General features: G+C 69.3%; 15 protein-coding genes and 1 pseudogene. 8 read left to right on the top strand and 8 right to left on the bottom strand.

Annotated features, from left to right (window positions below; genetic code table 11):
• Positions 1-133: 133 nt before the first annotated feature.
• The 3 genes from HND92_RS16600 to dbpA are packed head-to-tail and all read left to right on the top strand — an operon-like array spanning position 134 to position 2973.
• The gene (locus HND92_RS16600; protein ID WP_012655522.1) at positions 134-1093 is read left to right on the top strand and encodes a cation diffusion facilitator family transporter; all 960 of its coding nucleotides are present in this window, start codon (positions 134-136) and stop codon (positions 1091-1093) included.
• On the top strand, positions 1090-1554 hold the full coding sequence (dtd, locus tag HND92_RS16595; RefSeq protein WP_011806799.1) for a D-aminoacyl-tRNA deacylase: 465 nt from the start codon (positions 1090-1092) through the stop codon (positions 1552-1554). Before HND92_RS16600 ends, dtd begins: the two co-directional genes overlap by 4 nt.
• Positions 1555-1563: 9 nt before the next feature.
• A complete protein-coding gene (dbpA, locus tag HND92_RS16590; protein ID WP_172208565.1) occupies positions 1564-2973 on the top strand; it encodes an ATP-dependent RNA helicase DbpA in 1410 nt (469 codons plus the stop codon).
• Between the two features lie 26 nt (positions 2974-2999).
• Here the strand turns inward: dbpA and HND92_RS16585 are convergent, their stop codons facing one another.
• The 3 genes and pseudogenes from HND92_RS16585 to HND92_RS16575 all read right to left on the bottom strand — a co-directional run bounded on the left by HND92_RS16585 (position 3000) and on the right by HND92_RS16575 (position 5428).
• A complete protein-coding gene (locus tag HND92_RS16585; RefSeq protein ID WP_011806797.1) occupies positions 3000-3776 on the bottom strand; it encodes a sulfite exporter TauE/SafE family protein in 777 nt (258 codons plus the stop codon).
• A gap of 175 nt (positions 3777-3951) precedes the next feature.
• Positions 3952-4410 carry an rRNA maturation RNase YbeY gene (gene ybeY, locus HND92_RS16580; RefSeq protein ID WP_011806796.1) on the bottom strand — a complete coding sequence of 153 codons (459 nt, stop codon included), beginning with the start codon at positions 4408-4410 and terminating at the stop codon, positions 3952-3954.
• Between the two features lie 65 nt (positions 4411-4475).
• Positions 4476-5428: pseudogene (locus tag HND92_RS16575) on the bottom strand (PhoH family protein).
• A 56-nt stretch (positions 5429-5484) separates the two neighbouring features.
• Between HND92_RS16575 and ruvA the strand changes: the two are divergent.
• The 4 genes from ruvA to HND92_RS16560 all read left to right on the top strand — a co-directional run bounded on the left by ruvA (position 5485) and on the right by HND92_RS16560 (position 8702).
• Complete coding sequence (gene ruvA / locus HND92_RS16570; protein WP_172208563.1) at positions 5485-6057, top strand: Holliday junction branch migration protein RuvA; 573 nt, start codon at positions 5485-5487, stop codon at positions 6055-6057.
• Positions 6058-6079: 22 nt separating this feature from the next.
• The gene (locus HND92_RS19420; RefSeq protein ID WP_253940058.1) at positions 6080-6433 is read left to right on the top strand and encodes a hypothetical protein; all 354 of its coding nucleotides are present in this window, start codon (positions 6080-6082) and stop codon (positions 6431-6433) included.
• Between the two features lie 60 nt (positions 6434-6493).
• Positions 6494-7546, top strand: a complete 1053-nt coding sequence (locus HND92_RS16565; RefSeq protein WP_253940057.1) for a serine protease — start codon at positions 6494-6496, stop codon at positions 7544-7546.
• Positions 7547-7622: 76 nt separating this feature from the next.
• Positions 7623-8702: an IS630 family transposase gene (locus tag HND92_RS16560; RefSeq protein WP_005801445.1), complete on the top strand. Its 1080-nt coding sequence runs from the start codon at positions 7623-7625 to the stop codon at positions 8700-8702.
• A 290-nt stretch (positions 8703-8992) separates the two neighbouring features.
• Here HND92_RS16560 and HND92_RS16555 read toward each other — a convergent pair whose 3' ends face one another.
• Genes HND92_RS16555 through HND92_RS16540 form a run of 4 tightly spaced genes read right to left on the bottom strand, consistent with a single transcriptional unit; the run spans position 8993 to position 15029 of the window.
• On the bottom strand, positions 8993-11863 hold the full coding sequence (locus tag HND92_RS16555) for an Hsp70 family protein (RefSeq protein WP_172208561.1): 2871 nt from the start codon (positions 11861-11863) through the stop codon (positions 8993-8995).
• Between the two features lie 4 nt (positions 11864-11867).
• The gene (locus HND92_RS16550; protein WP_172208559.1) at positions 11868-12461 is read right to left on the bottom strand and encodes an NAD(P)H-dependent oxidoreductase; all 594 of its coding nucleotides are present in this window, start codon (positions 12459-12461) and stop codon (positions 11868-11870) included.
• A 10-nt stretch (positions 12462-12471) separates the two neighbouring features.
• Positions 12472-14382: an Hsp70 family protein gene (locus tag HND92_RS16545; protein WP_172208557.1), complete on the bottom strand. Its 1911-nt coding sequence runs from the start codon at positions 14380-14382 to the stop codon at positions 12472-12474.
• An 8-nt stretch (positions 14383-14390) separates the two neighbouring features.
• Complete coding sequence (locus tag HND92_RS16540; protein WP_172208555.1) at positions 14391-15029, bottom strand: DUF2760 domain-containing protein; 639 nt, start codon at positions 15027-15029, stop codon at positions 14391-14393.
• 222 nt (positions 15030-15251) lie between these two features.
• On the opposite strand from HND92_RS16540, the gene ruvB reads away from it, so the two are divergent.
• Positions 15252-16322, top strand: a complete 1071-nt coding sequence (gene ruvB / locus HND92_RS16535; RefSeq protein WP_011806788.1) for a Holliday junction branch migration DNA helicase RuvB — start codon at positions 15252-15254, stop codon at positions 16320-16322.
• 4 nt (positions 16323-16326) lie between these two features.
• On the opposite strand, the gene HND92_RS16530 is transcribed toward ruvB, so the two are convergent.
• Positions 16327-18120 (bottom strand): lysoplasmalogenase family protein, encoded by a 1794-nt coding sequence (locus tag HND92_RS16530; protein ID WP_172208553.1) that lies wholly within the window; start codon positions 18118-18120, stop codon positions 16327-16329.
• Between the last annotated feature and the right edge of the window lie 131 nt (positions 18121-18251).

Here is an 18251-nt window from a genome sequence, read left to right as displayed (position 1 = left end):
ATATCCAGTGCCAGTGGGCGGTCGGTCCCGGAGCTTATATCCCAACGCCTGGCCTTTGGCGAGCAGGCGCGTCCGGCGGCGCGCCGGGCGCTTGTGTGCCAGCAGGGCGGCAAGGCGGCGGGATAATCGCTGCATGCCTTCCGCACCCTCCGGCCCCTTGAGCGTTCCCGCGTGGATGACGCCCCACAACCTGCTGCGCGCCTCGGTGGGCGTGGCCCTGCTCACCATCGTGCTCAAGACGCTGGCCTGGTGGGTCAGCGGCTCGGTGGGCCTGCTGTCGGATGCGCTGGAGTCGTTCGTCAATCTGGCGGGCGCGATGTTCGCGCTGGCCATGGTGACCATTGCGCGCCGCCCGGCGGACGAGGACCACCCCTACGGACACCACAAGGCGGAATATTTCTCGTCCGGCTTCGAGGGCATTCTCATCGTGGGGGCCAGCATCGCCATCCTCTGGGCGGCCGTGCTGCGGCTGATGCACCCGCAACCGCTGGAGCAACTGGGCTGGGGCATGGGCCTGTCGCTGTTGAGCACGGCCTGCAACGGCCTGCTCGCATGGGGCATGCTGCGCGCGGCGCAGGTGCACCGGTCGCTGGCGCTGGAAGGCGATGCGCGGCACCTGATGACCGATGTGTGGACCTCCATCGGCGTGGTGGGCGGGCTACTGGCCGCTGGCGCCACCGGTTGGCTGTGGCTGGACCCGCTGGTGGCGATCGCGGTGGCGTTGAACATCCTGCGCGAAGGGGGCGCACTGATCTGGCGCGCCTCGCAGGGTCTCATGGACGAAGCCATGGAGCCTGGCCTGCTGGCGCGCGTGTTCACGGTGTTGGGCGAGCACAACCACGCCAGCGCAGGGGTGGTGTATTTCGACAGCCTCACCTCGCGCCGCGCCGGCGCGCGCAACTACGTGGATCTGCACATGCATGTGCCCGCGCACTGGACGCTGGGGCACGCCGCCGAGCAGCGCACCGCCGTCGAGCAGGCCCTGATGCAGGCCGTGCCCGGCCTGCGCGCCACCATCGAACTGCTGCCCGAAGGGCAGGCTACGGTGTTCGAGACTGCCGAGGCGGCCGCGCCGGGAGGAGCCGGCACATGATCGGCCTGCTGCAGCGCGTGCGCGAGGCGCGCGTGGAAGTGGCCGGCGAGATCGTGGGCCGCATCGGCCCGGGGCTGCTGGCGCTGGTGTGCGCCGAGCAGGGCGACAGCGAGGCGCAGGCCGACAAGCTGCTGGCCAAAATGCTCAAGCTGCGCATCTTCAGCGACGAGGCCGGCAAGATGAACCGCAGCGTGCAGGACCTGGACGGGCAGGGCACCTGCGGCGGCCTGCTCATCGTCAGCCAGTTCACCCTGGCCGCCGACACGCGCGGCGGCAACCGGCCCAGCTTCACGCAGGCGGCACCGCCGGCGCAGGGGGAGCGGCTGTACGACTACTTCGTCGCCCAGGCGCGCGCCGTGCACCCCATGGTGGCCACGGGCCGCTTTGCCGCCGACATGCAGGTGCACCTGGTCAACGACGGACCGGTGACCCTTCCGCTGCGGATAGCGCCGCCGGGATAATTGGCGACCATGACCATCTCTTCAGGCGCGTCGCCTGCCCCGTCCGCCACCGCCTTCTCATCGCTGCCTCTGTCCCCTGAAATGCTGGCCAACCTGCAGCAGCTGGGCTATGCGCAGATGACGCCCATCCAGGCCGCCAGCCTGCCTTTCAGCCTGCAGGGCCGTGATCTGATCGCCCAGGCCAGCACCGGCAGCGGCAAGACAGCGGCCTTTGGCTTGGCCATGGTCGATCGGCTGAACCCGCGCTGGTTCGCCGTCCAGGGCCTGGTGCTGTGCCCCACGCGCGAGCTGGCCGATCAGGTGGCCACCGAGATCCGCCGCTTGGCGCGTGCGCAAGACAACATCAAGGTCGTCACTGTGTATGGGGGCGTGCCTTCGCGCGGCCAGATTGCTTCGCTGGAGAACGGTGCCCACATCGTGGTCGGCACGCCGGGCCGCGTGATGGACCTGATGGAGCGCGGCAAGCTCGACATCGCCAACCTCAAGACCTTGGTGCTTGACGAGGCCGACCGCATGCTGGACATGGGCTTCCTGGCCGATATTGAGACCGTGGTGCGCCAGTGTCCGGCCGAGCGCCAGACCCTGCTGTTCTCCGCCACCTATCCCGACGGCATTGCGGGACTGGCACAGCGTTTCATGCGCGCGCCCCAGATGGTGAAGGTGGCCGCCCAGCACGGTGCAGGCAAGATCGCGCAGCGCTGGTATGAGGTGGATGCACGCGAGAAGGTCGACGTGGTGGCGCGCATGCTCGCGCACTTTCGCCCTGCGTCGAGCATTGCCTTCTGCAATACCAAGCAGCAGTGCCGTAACGTGGTGACTGCGCTGCAGAGCCAGGGATTCAGTGCCCTCGCCCTGTTTGGCGAGTTGGAGCAGCGCGAGCGTGACGAGGTGCTGGTGCAGTTTGCCAACAAGAGCTGCAGCGTGCTCGTGGCCACCGACGTGGCGGCGCGCGGCATCGATATTGCCGACCTCTCGGCCGTGATCAACGTCGACGTGACGCCCGATCCCGAGGTGCACATCCACCGCATCGGCCGCACGGGCCGTGGCGATGCCGAGGGGCTGGCGCTGAACCTGGTCAGCATGGATGAGATGGGCAGCGTGGGCAAGATCGAATTGCTGCAAGGCCGTGCCTGCGAGTTCTTTCCGGTGGATGAACTCACCCCTACGGCAGGGGGCGAACTGCGGCCACCCATGTGCACCATCCAAATCATCGGCGGGCGCAGGGAGAAGATCCGCGCCGGCGACGTGATGGGCGCCATGTGCGCCGACTTCGGCTATGCGCGCGAGCAGATCGGCAAGATCAGCGTCAACGATTTTTCCACCTATGTGGCCGTGGACCGCGCCATCGCGGCCCAGGCCTGCGCCAAGCTGAATGCGGGCCGCGTCAAAGGCAAGATGGTGAAGGCGCGCTTGCTGTAGCGCGCCTGGGGCCTTGGGGGCGGGGTTCAGCCCTTCAGGAAGAACAGCCCCGCCATCACCAGCCCCGTGGCCACAATGCCCCAGCGCAGCACCGGCGCAGGCAGTTGGCGCGCCACGCGCGCGCCGCCATAGCCGCCCAACGTGGCGGCCACCATCATCACCAGGGCCTGCGGCCACAGCACGATGCCGCCTGCGGCATAGATGGCCACGGCAATCGCCGTGAGCAGGGCCGACACGAGGTTCTTCATGCCGTTCATGGCGTTGAGCTGCGTCTGCCCCAGCAGCCCGAACAGCGCCAGCAGCAGGATGCCCAGGCCCCCGTTGAAATAGCCCCCGTAGGCCGCCACCGCCAGCATGCCCGCGCCGGCTTTCAGAGCCGAGGGCGTGCCATGGCCGGCTTTGCCGGCCCATTGCCGCAGCTGCGGGCCAAAGGCGAAGAGTGCCGTGGCCGCCAGCAGCAGCCAGGGCACGACCTTGCGGAAGGTGGCGTCGGGCGTGAACAGCAGCAGCGCCGCACCGGCCGAGCCGCCGATGAGCGACAGCACGACCACGGCGCGCATCGACAGGCCCGGCGGCGGTTGCATGTCTTCCCGAAAGCCCCAGGCACCGGCCATGTAGCCGGGCAGCAAGGCCACAGTGCCGGTGGCGTTGGCGACCACGGGCGGCACGCCGGTGAACACCAGCGCGGGCAGGGTGAGGAAGCTGCCGCCGCCGGCTACCGCGTTGAGCGCACCGGCGATGAATGCGGCGGTGAGCAGAAGTGCCAAGTGGCCGATGGAGGTCGTCCAGCCCAGGATGTCCATGCGTGGGTTCTTCCCTTAAGAGATGGTCGCCGCGTGAGAGGCGGACCTGCAGGACGCAGCTCGCGCGGCATCTTAGGCCGCACCGGCGGGCGCGTTTGTGACCTGGGCGCAAAACAGCTTTCCGCACCCCGGCGCCCGCGGTGGCGAGCGCCTGCGCGGTCGCGCCGCCTGCCAGTTATGCCGCGTAGGGGTCCGCGAAGCCCAACTCCTGCAGGATGGCGGTCTCGTAGGCCTCCATTTCCTGCGCGTCCTGTTCGCTGGTTTCGTGGTCCCAGCCCTGGGCGTGCAGCGTGCCGTGCACCAGCAGGTGGGCGTAGTGTTCCTCTAGCGTCTTGTTCTGCTCGCGGGCCTCGCGCTCGACCACGGGGGCGCACAGCACCAGGTCGGCCACGGCCACGGGCTCTTGCTGGTAGTCGAAGGTGAGCACGTTGGTGGCGTAGTCCTTGTGGCGGAACTCGCGGTTCAAGCGCTGGCCTTCCTCGGCGCCCACGATGCGCACCGTGATCTCGGCATCTACGGCCAGGGCGTGGCGGATCCAGCGCGCAACCGCGTGGCGGGGCAGGGTGGCGCGGTGCGCGGTGGCCTCCGCGTCGCGTGCAAATTGGAGGGACAAGGACAATTGGTTCAAAGCCATTTTGGCCTCCAGCGCTTATCTATCAAGCGCGAGTAGCTACGAATTTATGAGCTTTTGGCCGGCGACTACTCGCCTGCGCCGCGGCGGCTGCGCTGCGCGTCGTAGGCATCCACGATGCGCGCCACCAGCGGGTGGCGCACCACGTCGGCGCTGGTGAAGCGCGTGACGGCGATGCCCTTGACGCGCTTCAAAACCCGCTCGGCGTCGATCAGGCCGCTCATCGCGCCCTTGGGCAAGTCGATCTGGCTCACGTCGCCTGTGACCACCGCGCGCGCGCCGAAGCCGATCCGCGTGAGGAACATCTTCATCTGCTCGGGCGTGGTGTTCTGCGCCTCGTCGAGGATGACGAAGGCATTGTTCAGCGTGCGCCCGCGCATGAAGGCCAGCGGCGCGATCTCGAGCGCATTGCGCTCGAAGGCCTTCTGCACGCGGTCAAAGCCCATCAGGTCGTACAGCGCGTCATACAGTGGGCGCAGGTACGGGTCCACCTTCTGCGTCAGGTCGCCCGGCAGGAAGCCCAGGCGCTCGCCAGCCTCCACGGCCGGGCGGGTGAGCACGATGCGCTGCACGCTGCTGCGCTCCAGCGCATCCACCGCGCAGGCCACGGCCAGGTACGTCTTGCCGGTGCCCGCCGGGCCGATGCCGAAGGTGATGTCGTGCGTGGCGATGTTTTCCAGGTAGGTGGCCTGCGTGGGCGTGCGCGCGCGCAGGTCGGCGCGGCGCGTGGTGAGCTGGATGGCGCTGGCTTCGTCATCGCCCTGCATGCTGGCGTCGCCGGCCAGCATGAGCTGCAGGTGTTCTTCCTTGATGGGGCGATCCGCCATCTCGTACAGCGCCTGCAGCAACTCCATGGCTTGCGTGGCCTTGGCCTTGGGGCCGTCCACCTTGAACTGCTCGTGCCGGTGGGCGATGGAGACCTGCAGCGCCGCCTCGATGGTGCGCAGGTGCACATCGGCGGGGCCGCACAGATGGGTCAGGCGCGTGTTGTTATGGGGGTGAAGGTGTGGCGCAGGATCACGCTGATAATTCCGGTCGAAGTTCCGCGGCGGGTGTCCGGCGCGGCAAAGGACATCCATGATAGGCAAATTGACCGGCACGCTGCTGGAAAAGAACCCCCCCGAGGTGCTGGTGGACTGCCACGGCGTGGGCTACGAGGTGCAGGTCAGCATGAGCACCTTCTACAACCTGCCCGCCGTGGGTGAGCGGGTGAGCCTGCTCACGCAGTTCATCGTGCGCGAGGATGCGCAGCTGCTGTACGGCTTTGGTACGGCGCAGGAGCGCCAGGCGTTTCGCGAACTCATCAAGATCAGCGGCGTGGGTCCGCGCACAGCGCTGTCCATCCTCTCGGGCATGGGCGTGGCGGACCTGGCGCAGGCCGTCTCGCTGCAGGAAACAGGGCGCCTGGTCAAAGTGCCGGGCATCGGCAAGAAAACCGCCGAGCGGCTGCTGCTGGAGTTGAAAGGCAAGCTGGGCGCGGACGTCGGCGTGCGCGCGCATGCGACCAACGACAACCAGGCCGACATCCTGCAGGCGCTGCTGGCCCTGGGCTATAACGACAAGGAGGCCGCCGCTGCGCTCAAGGCGCTGCCGGCGGATGTGGGAGTGAGCGAGGGGATCAAGCTGGCGCTGAAGTCGCTATCCAAATAGTTCTTACGTAGAGGAGAGAGCAATGCAATTACTGACAACAACTGCGGCGCAATGGGCCGCGATACCCCTGGTGCTGGCCTTGTCCGCTTGCGGTGGAGGTGGCGGCGGCAACGACACTCCCTCTCCTGCGCCTCCGGTGGCGGGCGACCGCATCGAGCCCTACGACCCCAGCGGCACGGCCAAGGTGGCCACCTCGCAGCAGCCGGTGAGCCCGGTCGTCAGTGCGCAGGCAACCCGCACCATCGCCCTCGGCGCGCTCACGGCCGTGAAGGGCGTGGTCTCCGCCACTCCCGGAACGCCCTTGCAGATCGGCGAGGCGCGCAGCGTGGCGGACACCGCCACCGTCGCGGCCACTGCGGCCCTGCTGCGCTGGTAACCGACGGCGCGGGGCACGCAGGCCGCTGCGCTGCGCTTCACGGCCGACGGGGCGCATGGCGTGCGCCTGGGCGTGCTCGTGCAGTCGCTGCCCGAGGGCGCGGTGCTGCGCTTCTACGGCGAGCAGGGCGCGGGGGCCATGGAGGTGCGCGCGTCCGAGCTGCAGGACATCGCTGCGCGCAATGCGCGTGGCGGTGCGGATGACACCACCGCGCGCACCTATTGGAGCCCGGACTTCAGCGGCCCGCAGACCACACTGGAAGTGGAGATTCCCGCTGCGGCCTCGCCAGCGGCCGTCCGGCTGTCCGTGCCGCGGCTGTCGCATTTCACGCTGGCGCCCGCACAGGCCGAGCAGGCCCTTGCCCAGAAGGTGGGCGAGTCGGGCAGCTGCAACGTGGACGCGACCTGCCGGCCGGAGTTCAACGACCAGAGCCGCTCGGTGGCGCGCATGATCTTTGTGCGCGACGATGGCAAGAGCTACCTGTGCACCGGCACGCTGCTCAACGATGCCGCGTCCAGCGGTACGCCCTACTTCCTGAGCGCCAACCATTGCATTTCCACGCAGCCCGTGGCGTCCACGCTCACCACGGACTGGTTCTACCGTTCCAGCAGCTGCGGCATTGCCACCGTGAACCCCGCCGCCGTGCGCGTCACCGGCGGTGCGGCGCTGCTGTACGCGTCCGCCACCACGGACACGGCCTTCATGCAGCTCAACAGCCAGGCGCCTGCCGGCATCGTCTATGCAGGCTCGTACTTTGGCAGCGTGGGCGTTGGCACGGTGCTGGCGGGTGTGCACCATCCCCAGGGCGATCTGCAGAAGGTCAGCCTGGGCTCCGTGCAGCGCTACAGCACGTGCGTGGACAACAGTTGCCGTTCCAGTAATGCGGACGACGGCACCTTCCTTACGCTGGGCTGGCAGGAGGGGACGACCGAAGGCGGCAGCAGCGGCTCGGCCGCGTTCGTGACGTTTGGCGAGCGCCGCTATGTGGTGGGCCAGCTTCTGGGCGGAACCGCCAGCTGCGCTGCGCGCGACGGCGTGGACTATTACGGTCGTTTCGACACCAGCTACCGCACGGCGCTGCGGCGCTGGCTGAATCCGACGGCGGCCAACTAGTGTGGTGTCTCAAAAATAGATAGAACTATTTTGACCGGTGTTGGTCGAATCAGCTTCCTTATAGGAGACTACGCTGATGGCCCACCCTGGACGCCCCGCCACGAAGCTGCAGATCACCGATGCCGAGCGCGCAGAGCTGCATGCGCGACTGCGCGTACGCAAAGCGCCCGAGGACGAGAAGCTGCGCATGCGAATCGTGCTGGGCTGCGCAGATGGGGAGTCGGGCACCATGATTGCCCAACGCTTGGGCACGACGGTGCAAACTGTCTCCAAGTGGCGGCGGCGCTACCGGGCGTATCGTCTGGCGGGTTTGACCGATGCCCCGCGCGCTGGCCGCCCGCGCAGTGTGGGCGACGAGCAGGTTCAGCTCATTGTGGACAAGGTTCGCCAGAGCAAGCCTGACAACGCCACGCACTGGAGCGTGCGCCAGATGAGTCGGCACGCTGGCGTATCGCCCGCGACGGTGCAGCGCATCTGGCATGCCTTTGGGCTGAAGCCGCACCTGCAAGAAACCTTCAAGCTATCGACGGATCCCCATTTCGTGGACAAGGTACGGGATGTGGTGGGGCTGTATATGGCACCACCCGATCGCGCCTTGGTGCTGTGCGTGGACGAGAAGAGCCAGATCCAGGCTCTGGATCGCACCCAACCAGGGTTACCACTGACGTTTGGCAAACCCAGCACGCGCACGCACGATTACAAGCGCCATGGCACAACGTCGCTGTTTGCAGCGCTGGATGTGGCCACTGGCAAAGTCATAGGACAGCTCAAGCGCCGTCACCGCAGTGTGGAATTCCTGCAGTTCCTCAAAGCCATCGATGCAGCGGTGCCTGGCGAACAAGACATCCACCTGATCATGGACAACTACGGCACGCACAAGACGCAGGCAGTGCGGGCCTGGCTAGCAGCCCATCCTCGCTACCACGTTCACTTCACGCCCACCTCAGCGTCCTGGCTCAATCTGGTCGAGCGTTTCTTTAGCCAGATCAGCGAGCAGTGGATCAAGCGCAGCGCCCACACCAGCGTTGCTCAGCTGGAGCAATCCATACGGGAATACATTGATCGTCACAACGAGGATCCCAAGCCGTTCGTGTGGCATAAAAGTGCGGACACCATCTTGGCATCTGTGGCGCGGGCAGCGAGTACCATTATTTGATGATTACTTTTGAGACACCACACTAGGGCCTGTTCACACTATTTTTGCCAGTGCGAATGGCGTGAAAACCGCGCCAATCTAGGCGCGTGACGACGCCAAGGCCGGGGCCTTGGCTAGGAGGGCAACGACGAATGGCGTGGTTTTCACTCCGTTCCCTCCGGGTTGCGATCAAAAAGGGCCATTCGCGGCGTTGCCAAGCCTCGCTGGGGTAGCACCCCAGCTTCGTTTGGCGCCTTGCGCCTGGCCCTTTTTGATCGCAACGCATCTGGCAAAAATAGTGTGAACAGGCCCTAACCCACCAGCACCAACCCGGGCGGCAGGCTGTCGCCCAGGCTGCGCTGCTGGTCCTCGGCCTCCATGGCCGTGGGCTGTTCCACCAGCGCGATCCAGCGTGCGGGCGCGTGGGTGGCGCGCATCTTTTCCAGCACTTCGGTGCGCAGAGCGTCGGGCAGGTCGCGAGCGCGGTCGCCGGTCATGCGGGCGATCTGCACGGCGGCGAACAGGGCATGCTCGTTGTGGCGCCAGTCCTCGCGCAGCGTGGCATGCAGAAACTCGGCCGCGGCCTCGGGCGGCATCACGCGGTGGGCGTTGGCTGCCAGCGGCTGGCGCGCGGCCAGGCGGCCGATGGCCCACCAGGTCTGTGCGGACTCATCGGGCCGCAGCAGGCGCTGCAGCATCCACTGGCCCATTTCCTGGCGGTACTGCCAGGGCACGGCCTCCATGGCGGCGAACAGGCGCAGCATGTCGTCGTAGCTGCCCCACGCGGCCTTGCCCTGGCTGCGTTGCACGGTCTTTTGCATGCAGCCGGCCACCGCTTCCAGCACCTGCATCTGCTGCGCCTCGTCCAGACCCGCGGCCACACGGCGCCAGAACACCCACCATTCGGTCCAGTTGGCGGCGTCCTGGCCGTGGCCCAGGCCCTGGGGGTAGAGCTGCCAGACCTGCGCGATGCGCCACGCGTCCAGCTCGGCGCCCACCCCCGGGCGCAAGCACCAGCCTGCCAGGTTGAGCCACGTGCGTTCGTGCTCGGGCGTGCGCCGGCGGCGGCGCGCACGCGCCAGCAATGCATCGAACAGCGCGCGCAGCAAGGCCACGTCCCAGCCGGCGCGCGGGCCCAGGAGTTTTTCCAGCGACTGGCGCAGCTGGCGCACCTCCCTGGGCGCCACGTCCTGTGCCTGGGTGCCGAAGATGCGGTCGATCAGCGCCAGCGCCTGGGGCAGGCGTGAGGCTTTACCCTCCGAGCCTTTTTGGCCGCTGACGCTTTCCGATTCTGCGCTGGCAGCTATCGATTTGGAAGCGCCATCGGTGCCCGCCGCGCCGCGCACGGCGAAGGGCAGCAGCCAGGATTGGTCCGCCTCCTGCGTTGCCACGCAGCGCACCTCCAGCGTGCCCACCTCGGTCATGCAGGCCTGCAGCTGCACCTCCACCTGGGCGGTGGCGCGGCCTTCGGGTGCGGGCAGCACCGTGGCCAGCGGCGGCAATTCCGCCCAGCCGTCGCCCTCCAGCGGTGCGATCTGCCCGGCCTGCGCCTGGCCCTGGCTGCGCGCCACCAGCGCGAAGCGCACGGCCTGGCCCAGCCGCAGCGCGAAGCGCCGGCTCGTCAGGACCAGGCGCACGCCTTCTTCGGTGCCGCGGGGCAGCAGGCAGATGCCCTGCGGCGCAGTGCCCGCCTTGCCCGGCAGCACCAGCCAGTAGCTGCGCGCCGAGCCGCCGCCGATGCGTGGGACTATGGTTTTAGGAGCTGCTGGCGCTTGTTCTGACTGGGCTGTGTGCGTATTTGATGATGAATGCTGCGCCAACCCGTACGCCGCAGCGCCGCGCGCCACGGCCCAGTCGGGGTGCGGGTTGTGCAGCACGCGGGGCAGTGCGCCGCGCCAGTGCGCAAGCACCTCCGCGAGCCGCTGCACCAGCGCCGGTGCATGGAATACCCCGCCGTTGAGCAGCAGGGTGTCGGGCAAGTCGCCCCCGGCGTGCTGCGCCAGGAACTGCGCCAGATGGCGCGTGATGGCCGCGTCGGCGGGGTAGGGCAGGCCCAGCCCGCGCAGCGCACCCTGGCGGCGCGCCGGGCGATCGCCGATCGGCACCTGCGGCAGAAAGCCGTCCACCACGCATTGCAGCACCTGCGCGCGCGTGAGCGTGGCCGTGTGTGTCTGCGCCAGCATGCGGCTGCCTGTGCCCAGCAGCGTGACTGCGGCGCTGTCGGGGGCGCCGTCGGCCAGCAGCAACTCCTTGGCCTGCCGGCAGCGCTGCACCAGTTGGGCAAAGCGCGCGGCGGGCAAGCGCGCGGCGGGCAAACGCGCGGCGGGTAACCGCGCGGCGGGCAGGTGGCCACCGTCGCCGGCGAACTGCGGCTCCAGCAGGTGCGCCAGCGCCAGGTCCATGTTGTCGCCGCCCAGCATCAGGTGCTCTCCCACGGCGATGCGCGTCAGCCGGGGCGTGCCATCGGCCTGCGTGTCCACGCGGATCAGCGTGAGGTCCGTGGTGCCGCCGCCCACGTCCACCACCAGCACCAGGCGGCAGCCCGCCAATTGCGCGGCCAGTTGTTCGCCTTGCAGCGCCAGCCAGTCGTGGAATGCGGCCTTGGGCTCTTCCAAGAGCTGCAGCGCTGGCAAGCCGGCCAGGCGTGCGGCTTCCAGCGTGAGCGCGCGCGCGCCCTCGTCGAACGAAGCCGGCACGGTGAGCACCAGGTCTTGCGCATGCAGCGGCGCATCGGGGTGGGCGGCGTCCCATGCCGCGCGCACATGTGCCAGGTACGACGCGCTGGCCTGCACCGGCGAGACCCGGGCCACGTCCTGCGGCGCGCCCCAGGGCAGGATGGGCGCCGTGCGGTCCACGCCTGGGTGGGACAACCAGCTTTTGGCGCTTTCCACCAGCCGCCCTGGCACGGCTGCACCCAGGTCGCGTGCCCAGCGGCCGAGGGTGGCGGGGGTGTCGTCCGTGGCCTCCAGGGGCGGCCAGGGCTGTCGCCACGCCTCGCCCAACTCGCCGGGTGCCGCCTGGTAGCGCGCCGAGGGCAGCAGCGGCTGCGCCTGCACCTCGCCCGCCGAGAGGCGCTGCGGGATGGGCAGCAGTGCGATGTCCGCCGCGCGGCCTTCCAGCGGCGCATAGGCGCAGGCGGTGTGGCTGGTGCCCAGGTCGATGCCGACGGTGTAGCGCTTCACCCGGCTAAGCCCACGAAGACAGCGCGCGTGCGATGCGCGCGTTGAACCGCTGCACCTGGGCGGCGGACAGGCGCTCGGCGCCGTAGAGCGAGAGCATGTCGAAGGCACTGCGTGGCGCGCAGGTGCCCAGCAGCGCGGTCTTGAGCACGCGCCGCACAGGCCGGCGCAGCACCAGCCGGTCCACCCACCAGGGCGACCCCAGCGTGGTGATGGCCAGCGTCGTGCGCAGCCGGTGCAGGCGGGGGCGGATGGGCCCCAGGTCGCTCGCATGGTCGTAAGCCACGCCGGGCGCCCATACGCGGTCGAACCAGCCCTTGAGCACCGCCGGAAAGCCGAACCACCAGGTCGGAAAGACCAGCACCAGCGCCTCGGCCTGCAGCAGCCGGTCGATCTGCGCTTGCACGGCGCCGCCGTCGAAGGCCGTGCCGTAGTAGCTGCGGCGCTCCGCCGCCGTGAGCGCGGGCGCGAAGCCCGTGCGGCACAGGTCCTCCACCTGCACCGTGTGCCCTGCGGCGGTGAGGGTGCGGATGGCTTCCTGCGCCAGCGAATGGCACAGGCTGTCCTCCAGCGGATGCGCGATGACGACCAGGCAGTGCATGGCGCCGGCGTCAGGCCTGTGTCTGGGCGCGCACGTCGAACTCCACCTTCCAGCGCTCATGGCCTCCCACGGGCACGGCGCTCAGCTCCAGCGTGCCGATGTCGGTCACGCGGGCGTGCAGGGTGACGGGTACGACCTCGCCGGGCGTGCGGCCCTCGGGGGGCAGGTGGGCCTCGATCTCCTGCAGTTCCACCAGCTCTTCGGGTCCCCAGAAGTCCAGCAGCGTGCCCACGGTGTCGCCGCGGCGCACGCTGGAGCCGAAGAAGCGCAGCCGCACCGGCTCGCCCACCACCAGGCCGAATTCCTGGGCATGCAGCGCGACCTCGGTGCCTTCCTCCATGCCGAACGGCGCCAGGCACAGGGCGCTCAGGGGCGGCTCCATGCCGGGAATGGCGGGCATGTTGCTCTCCACGCCCACGTAGTAGCTTTGCGCCGTGCCGCCGCGGATGCGCACGCCGCGCCCCGCCGCAGTGACATGGCCGAAGTACGCCGCGCCGCGTGCCACGGCCAGGTCCAGCTGGGCGCCTTCCAGCAGCCGGGCCGGGGCGGCGCCCTCGGCAGCCAGCCAGCCGTTGATGACACCGACGATGCGCTCAGCGATCTGGGGGGCCTTCAGCACGCCCCCGTTGAACAGAAGGGCCGTGGGGTGCAGGAAGCTGGCGCCCCCCGCTTGCCTGCCGGCCAGGCCAGGGATCTGTGCCGTGGCATCCAGCTGGCGCGACAGGAAGGCCGCCAGGTGGCGCGTGACGGCCGCGTCCTGCGCGTAGGGCAGGCCCAGTTGCGTGAGCGCGCCGCGCGCGCGGGTCAGCGGCTTGTCGCCCACGGCCACCTGCGGGAAGAACCCCTCGACCAGCAGCGCCTGCACTTCGGCGCGCGTCACCTCGGTGCGGATGCTGCCGCCGATCAGCTTGCTGCCGCGGCTGGGGACAACCACAGGCACGGATGGCAGCGCCTCGTCGGCCAGCAGCTGCTCCTTGGCCGCGCGGCAGCCATGGGCCAGGGCGCGGGTCTGCCAGGCATCCAGCGGCTTGCCCTCCTGGGCCAGCTTGCGCGCCACGCCATAGGCCAGCGCCAGGTCCATGTTGTCGCCGCCCAGCAGGATGTGCTCTCCCACCGCCACGCGCTGCAGTTCCAGGGCGCCGTCCTTCTCCAGCACCGCGATCAGCGACAGGTCCGTGGTGCCGCCGCCCACGTCCACCACCAGGATGACGTCGCCGCTCGCGACCTGCTTGCGCCATCCGCCGCCGCTGGCCTGGATCCAGCTGTACAGCGCGGCCTGGGGCTCTTCCAGCAGCGTCAGGCGCTCCAGGCCGGCGGCGCGGCAGGCCTCGGCGGTCAGCTCGCGCGCGGCCGGGTCGAACGATGCGGGAATGGTGACGGTGATGTCCTGCTGCTCCAGCGGCGCCTCGGGGTGGGCCTGGTTCCAGGCCCAGCGCAGGTGCGACAGGTAGCGCGCCGATGCGGCCAGGGGCGACACGCGCGGCACCTCCGGCGGCGCATCGGGCGGCAGGATGGGCGCACGCCGGTCCACGCCCGGGTGGCACAGCCAGCTCTTGGCGCTGGACACCAGGCGGATCGGCGTGGCCGCGCCGCGCGTGCGCGCCAGCTCGCCCACCACGCCGTCCTGGCCTGCGCCGCCACCGGGCAGCGCCGTGTCGGCGGCGCTCAGCTCGCTCTCATGCGGCAGGTACAGGAAGGAGGGCAGCAGCGGCCGCGCCTCCACGCTGGCCGGTCCGGTGAGCTGCGGAATATCCAGCACCTGCTGCACGACGGTGTCGCCGTCGCTGGCGTGCCGGTCCACGTACGACAGCGCGCAGTGCGTGGTGCCCAGATCGATGCCGATGCTGTACTGGGCGTTGTTTTTGCCTGTAGCGCTTGCAGGGTAAGCGCTGGCAGCTATGGTTTCAGGAGTGTTGGGCATATCCGTGTTCACAGCTCCACCTCGGCCTGGGCCAGCACGGCGGCGGCCCGCGGGTCGGTGAGCTGCGGCAGGCGCACGGCGGTCGCCTTCCAGCCGCGGTGGGTCAGCTGGCCCGTGAACGGCGCCTGGCCCAGCACATTGCCCGTGAGGCGCACGGCCGTGGCGTCAAAGCCGACCGGCAGGGTGACGTGGCTGCCCTCGCCCTCCGGGCGCACGGCCTCGATGGTGAAATGCTCGCGCAGCACCTTGCGGCAGCCCTCGTGGACCACGCGCGCGGCGGCGCCGATCTCGGCGTCGGAGTAGGGCGCCACGTCTTCCTGCAGAAAGTCCACCAGACGCGCCTCGCGCTGCAGCAGGCCCAGCAGCTGCAGCGCGGCGGTGTCGGTGGCGACTTCGACGCGCTTTTCCACCACTTTCTCGACGGGCACCTCCACGCGGACCTCGACGATCTTCTCCACGATTGTCTCCACGGGCACTTCCACCCGCACTGCCTGGGGAGCCGGCGGCGCCACGTCGGCGGCCAGCGCTTCACCCGCGCGCAGGCGCTGGATGTCGGCGGCCAGGCGGCCGTTGCCCAGGATGGCGAAAAAGCTGCCGATGGCGATGGCCATGCGGCTCAGGAAGGAGGGGGGTGCTGGAGTGTTCATGGGCTGTCGCTGCAAGGGGGGCGCCGGGCCGAGGCGGCGCGGCGCACAGGGGCGGGTGCGGCGTTCGAGTGGTCCGGGAGGGGGGCGGTCGCCCGCGCGCGGCGCGCGAAGGCGGCGATGTTACCGAAAGGCGGCTATCCCTGGCCCGCGCGGGGTGGCGGGGCGGCCCGGCAGCGCGGGGGAATGGGGGACAATGCACGCGCCCTTCCTGGTCCGCTTCGCATGACGATCCATACCGACGACTTTGCCCCCTCTCCCCCTCCGGCGCGCGAGCGCGTGGTGTCGGCCGCGCCGGCCTCCTCGCAGGAGGAAGCGCTGGAGCGTGCGCTGCGCCCCAAGCTGCTGCAGGAGTACGTGGGCCAGGCCAAGGCGCGCGAACAGCTCGAGATCTTCATCGGCGCGGCCAAGAAGCGCGGCGAGGCGCTGGACCATGTGCTGCTGTTCGGCCCGCCGGGCTTAGGGAAGACCACGCTCAGCCACATCATCGCCACCGAACTGGGCGTGAACCTGCGCCAGACCAGCGGCCCCGTGCTGGAAAAGCCCAAGGATCTGGCAGCGCTGCTCACCAACCTGGAACGCAACGACGTTCTCTTCATCGACGAGATCCACCGCCTTTCGCCCGTGGTCGAGGAAATCCTCTACCCCGCGCTGGAGGACTACCAGATCGACATCATGATCGGCGAGGGGCCGGCCGCGCGCAGCATCAAGCTGGACCTGCAGCCCTTCACGCTGGTGGGCGCCACCACGCGCGCGGGCATGCTCACCAACCCGCTGCGCGACCGCTTCGGCATCGTTGCGCGGCTGGAGTTCTACACGCCCGATGAATTGGCGCGCATCGTCATGCGATCGGCCGGCCTGCTGGGCGCGCCCATCGATGCCGAGGGCGGCATGGAAATCGCGCGCCGCTCGCGCGGCACGCCGCGCATCGCCAACCGCCTGCTGCGCCGCGTGCGCGACTATGCCGAGGTGAAGGGTTCGGGCCACATCACCCTGGACATTGCCAACCGCGCGCTGACCATGCTGGACGTGGATCCGCAGGGCTTCGACGTGATGGACCGCAAGCTGCTGGAGGCCGTGGTGCATCGCTTCGACGGCGGCCCCGTGGGACTGGACAACATTGCCGCCAGCATCGGCGAGGAGAGCGGCACCATCGAGGACGTCATCGAGCCCTACCTGATTCAGCAGGGCTATCTGCAGCGCACCCCACGCGGGCGCGTGGCCACGCTGGCCGCCTACCGCCACCTGGGCGTGGCGCCGCCGCGCGCCGCGGGCGGGCTGTTCGAGTCCGCCTGATCGCTCAGGCCGCGTGGGGGGTGAGCGGCTGCGTCCGCGCGTCGGCTTGGTGCGCCGCGCCGCGGGTCAGCGCTGTGACCATCCCGCTCACGATGAGCACCTGGGCCGCATAGTAGGTGGCCAGCACCCACAGCTGCGACAAGGGCAGCGGCTGCACGAAGCGGTTGGTGGCCAGCAGCGAATCGCTGAGCATGAAGCAGCACGCGCCCAGCGCCACCGCAAGCGACGAGCGCTCGCGCAGCGCCGCGTGGCGCCCCCAGGCCTGCGCCGCCATCAGCGCGATCACCACCACATACACGGCCACCGGCACCCGCAGCGCGGCCGGCAATCCGCCCTGCCACAGGAAGGCGTACATGCCGATGCCCAGCGCCAGCGTACCCCCGAGTGCCCCGCGGTGGCCGAACCACCCCACGCCCTGCTTGAACAGCGCGATGTAGCACAGGTGCGCCAGCAGGAAGCTCACCAGCCCGGGAATGAACAGGTGCTCTGACAGCATCAGGAACACGTCGCCCGCCAGCGAACCCAGCAGCGCGCCCAGCAGCAGCCAGCATGATCGGTTCAAGCCAAAACGGCCTGTAGCGCTCATTGGATAAGCGCGAATAGCTACATAAGTGATAGCAATCGCCATGGTCAGCGGCTTGAACAGCAGGTGCCACGCCGTGAACCCCAGCGCGCTGGTCGCCGTGGCCAGCGCCCCGGCTTCGATCATCAGCGCCAACCCCATGCCAATGCGCCCCTGCATGGCCGCGCCCAGCGCCCACTGGCAGGCCAGCAGCGTGGCGAACCACACGGCGTTGGTCGCCAGCGGTGCGCCGTCGGCCTGCCACAGGAATGCCGCCACGCCCGCCAGCAGCAGCACGAACTGCACGCCGGCAAACCAGCGCAGCGGCGCGGACAGGGGCGGGTCGAACAGGGGCATGTCGTGGAGGTTGAAGGCCGGCTTGGGGAAGCGCTGCGCCACGTCGGCGGGGCGCCAGCCGGGGGCTTTCAGCCACACGCGCAGCTTGTCCGCCCAGCGGCGGGCGTGCCAGCTGTCGTGCAGCAGACCTGCATACACCTGGGCGTTGGCCCAGAGCGGGTCCCAGCTGTTGAGCAGGCCGCGCGTGCCGTACACGCATTTCTCCCGGGGGTCCTCGTCCTTGAAGGTACCGAACAGCCGGTCCCACACGATCAGGATGCCGCCGTAGTTCTTGTCCAGGTAGCTGTCGTTCACGGCGTGGTGCACGCGGTGGTTGCTGGGGCTGCAGAACCAGCGGTCGAACCAGCCCAGCCGCCCCACCTGCTCGGTATGCACCCAGAACTGGTACAGCAGGTCGACCAGCCCCACCACCACGAACACCAGCGGCGGCACGCCCGCCAGCGCCATCGGCAGGTAGAACACCCAGCCCAGCACCGCGCCGGAACTGGTCTGGCGCAGCGCGGTGGACAGGTTGTAGTCCTGGCTCTGGTGGTGCACCGCATGCGCGGCCCACAGCACGGCCACTTCGTGCCCCATGCGGTGCAGCCAGTAGTAGCAGAAGTCGTAGAACACCAGCGCGATGAGCCAGCCGTACCAGGTGGTCCAGAACGCCTCGCTGCGCCACAGCGCCAGGTGCTCATAGGCCAGCGTGTACAGCCCCACGCGCAGCAGCACGGTGAACACCGCGCTGGTCTGGCTGAGCATGCCCAGGCTGACGCTGCTCACCGCATCGGCCAGCCGCAACGCGGGCCGCCCGCGCCAACGGCCGATGGCCCATTCCAGCGCCATGAGGGCGAGGAACACCGGGGTGACGAGGACGATGATCTGGCTGCCGGACATGGGAACGATTGTGGGCTGCAGCCAAGTCCGCCGCGAGGAGGGCAACCCTTAAGCGCCTGCGCCTGAAAATCGGGTAGGTGGGCCTGGTTGCGCTGAAGGGGGCCGCGCCCTTCCACGCCGCCGCAAGGCGA

The sequence above is a fragment of the Diaphorobacter sp. JS3050 genome (assembly GCF_013154915.1).
Taxonomy (GTDB): domain Bacteria; phylum Pseudomonadota; class Gammaproteobacteria; order Burkholderiales; family Burkholderiaceae_C; genus Diaphorobacter; species Diaphorobacter nitroreducens.
Note: the sequence above shows the minus strand (reverse complement) of the source record. Positions and strands in the feature narration are given on the sequence as shown.

Coding starts and splice junctions, on each gene's coding strand:
- HND92_RS16600 (WP_012655522.1), top strand. CDS start 134: ATGCCTTCCGCACCCTCCGGCCCCTTGAGCGTTCCCGCGTGGATGACG.
- dtd (WP_011806799.1), top strand. CDS start 1,090: ATGATCGGCCTGCTGCAGCGCGTGCGCGAGGCGCGCGTGGAAGTGGCC.
- dbpA (WP_172208565.1), top strand. CDS start 1,564: ATGACCATCTCTTCAGGCGCGTCGCCTGCCCCGTCCGCCACCGCCTTC.
- HND92_RS16585 (WP_011806797.1), bottom strand. CDS start 3,776: ATGGACATCCTGGGCTGGACGACCTCCATCGGCCACTTGGCACTTCTG.
- ybeY (WP_011806796.1), bottom strand. CDS start 4,410: ATGGCTTTGAACCAATTGTCCTTGTCCCTCCAATTTGCACGCGACGCG.
- ruvA (WP_172208563.1), top strand. CDS start 5,485: ATGATAGGCAAATTGACCGGCACGCTGCTGGAAAAGAACCCCCCCGAG.
- HND92_RS19420 (WP_253940058.1), top strand. CDS start 6,080: ATGCAATTACTGACAACAACTGCGGCGCAATGGGCCGCGATACCCCTG.
- HND92_RS16560 (WP_005801445.1), top strand. CDS start 7,623: ATGGCCCACCCTGGACGCCCCGCCACGAAGCTGCAGATCACCGATGCC.
- HND92_RS16550 (WP_172208559.1), bottom strand. CDS start 12,461: ATGCACTGCCTGGTCGTCATCGCGCATCCGCTGGAGGACAGCCTGTGC.
- HND92_RS16545 (WP_172208557.1), bottom strand. CDS start 14,382: ATGCCCAACACTCCTGAAACCATAGCTGCCAGCGCTTACCCTGCAAGC.
- HND92_RS16540 (WP_172208555.1), bottom strand. CDS start 15,029: ATGAACACTCCAGCACCCCCCTCCTTCCTGAGCCGCATGGCCATCGCC.
- ruvB (WP_011806788.1), top strand. CDS start 15,252: ATGACGATCCATACCGACGACTTTGCCCCCTCTCCCCCTCCGGCGCGC.
- HND92_RS16530 (WP_172208553.1), bottom strand. CDS start 18,120: ATGTCCGGCAGCCAGATCATCGTCCTCGTCACCCCGGTGTTCCTCGCC.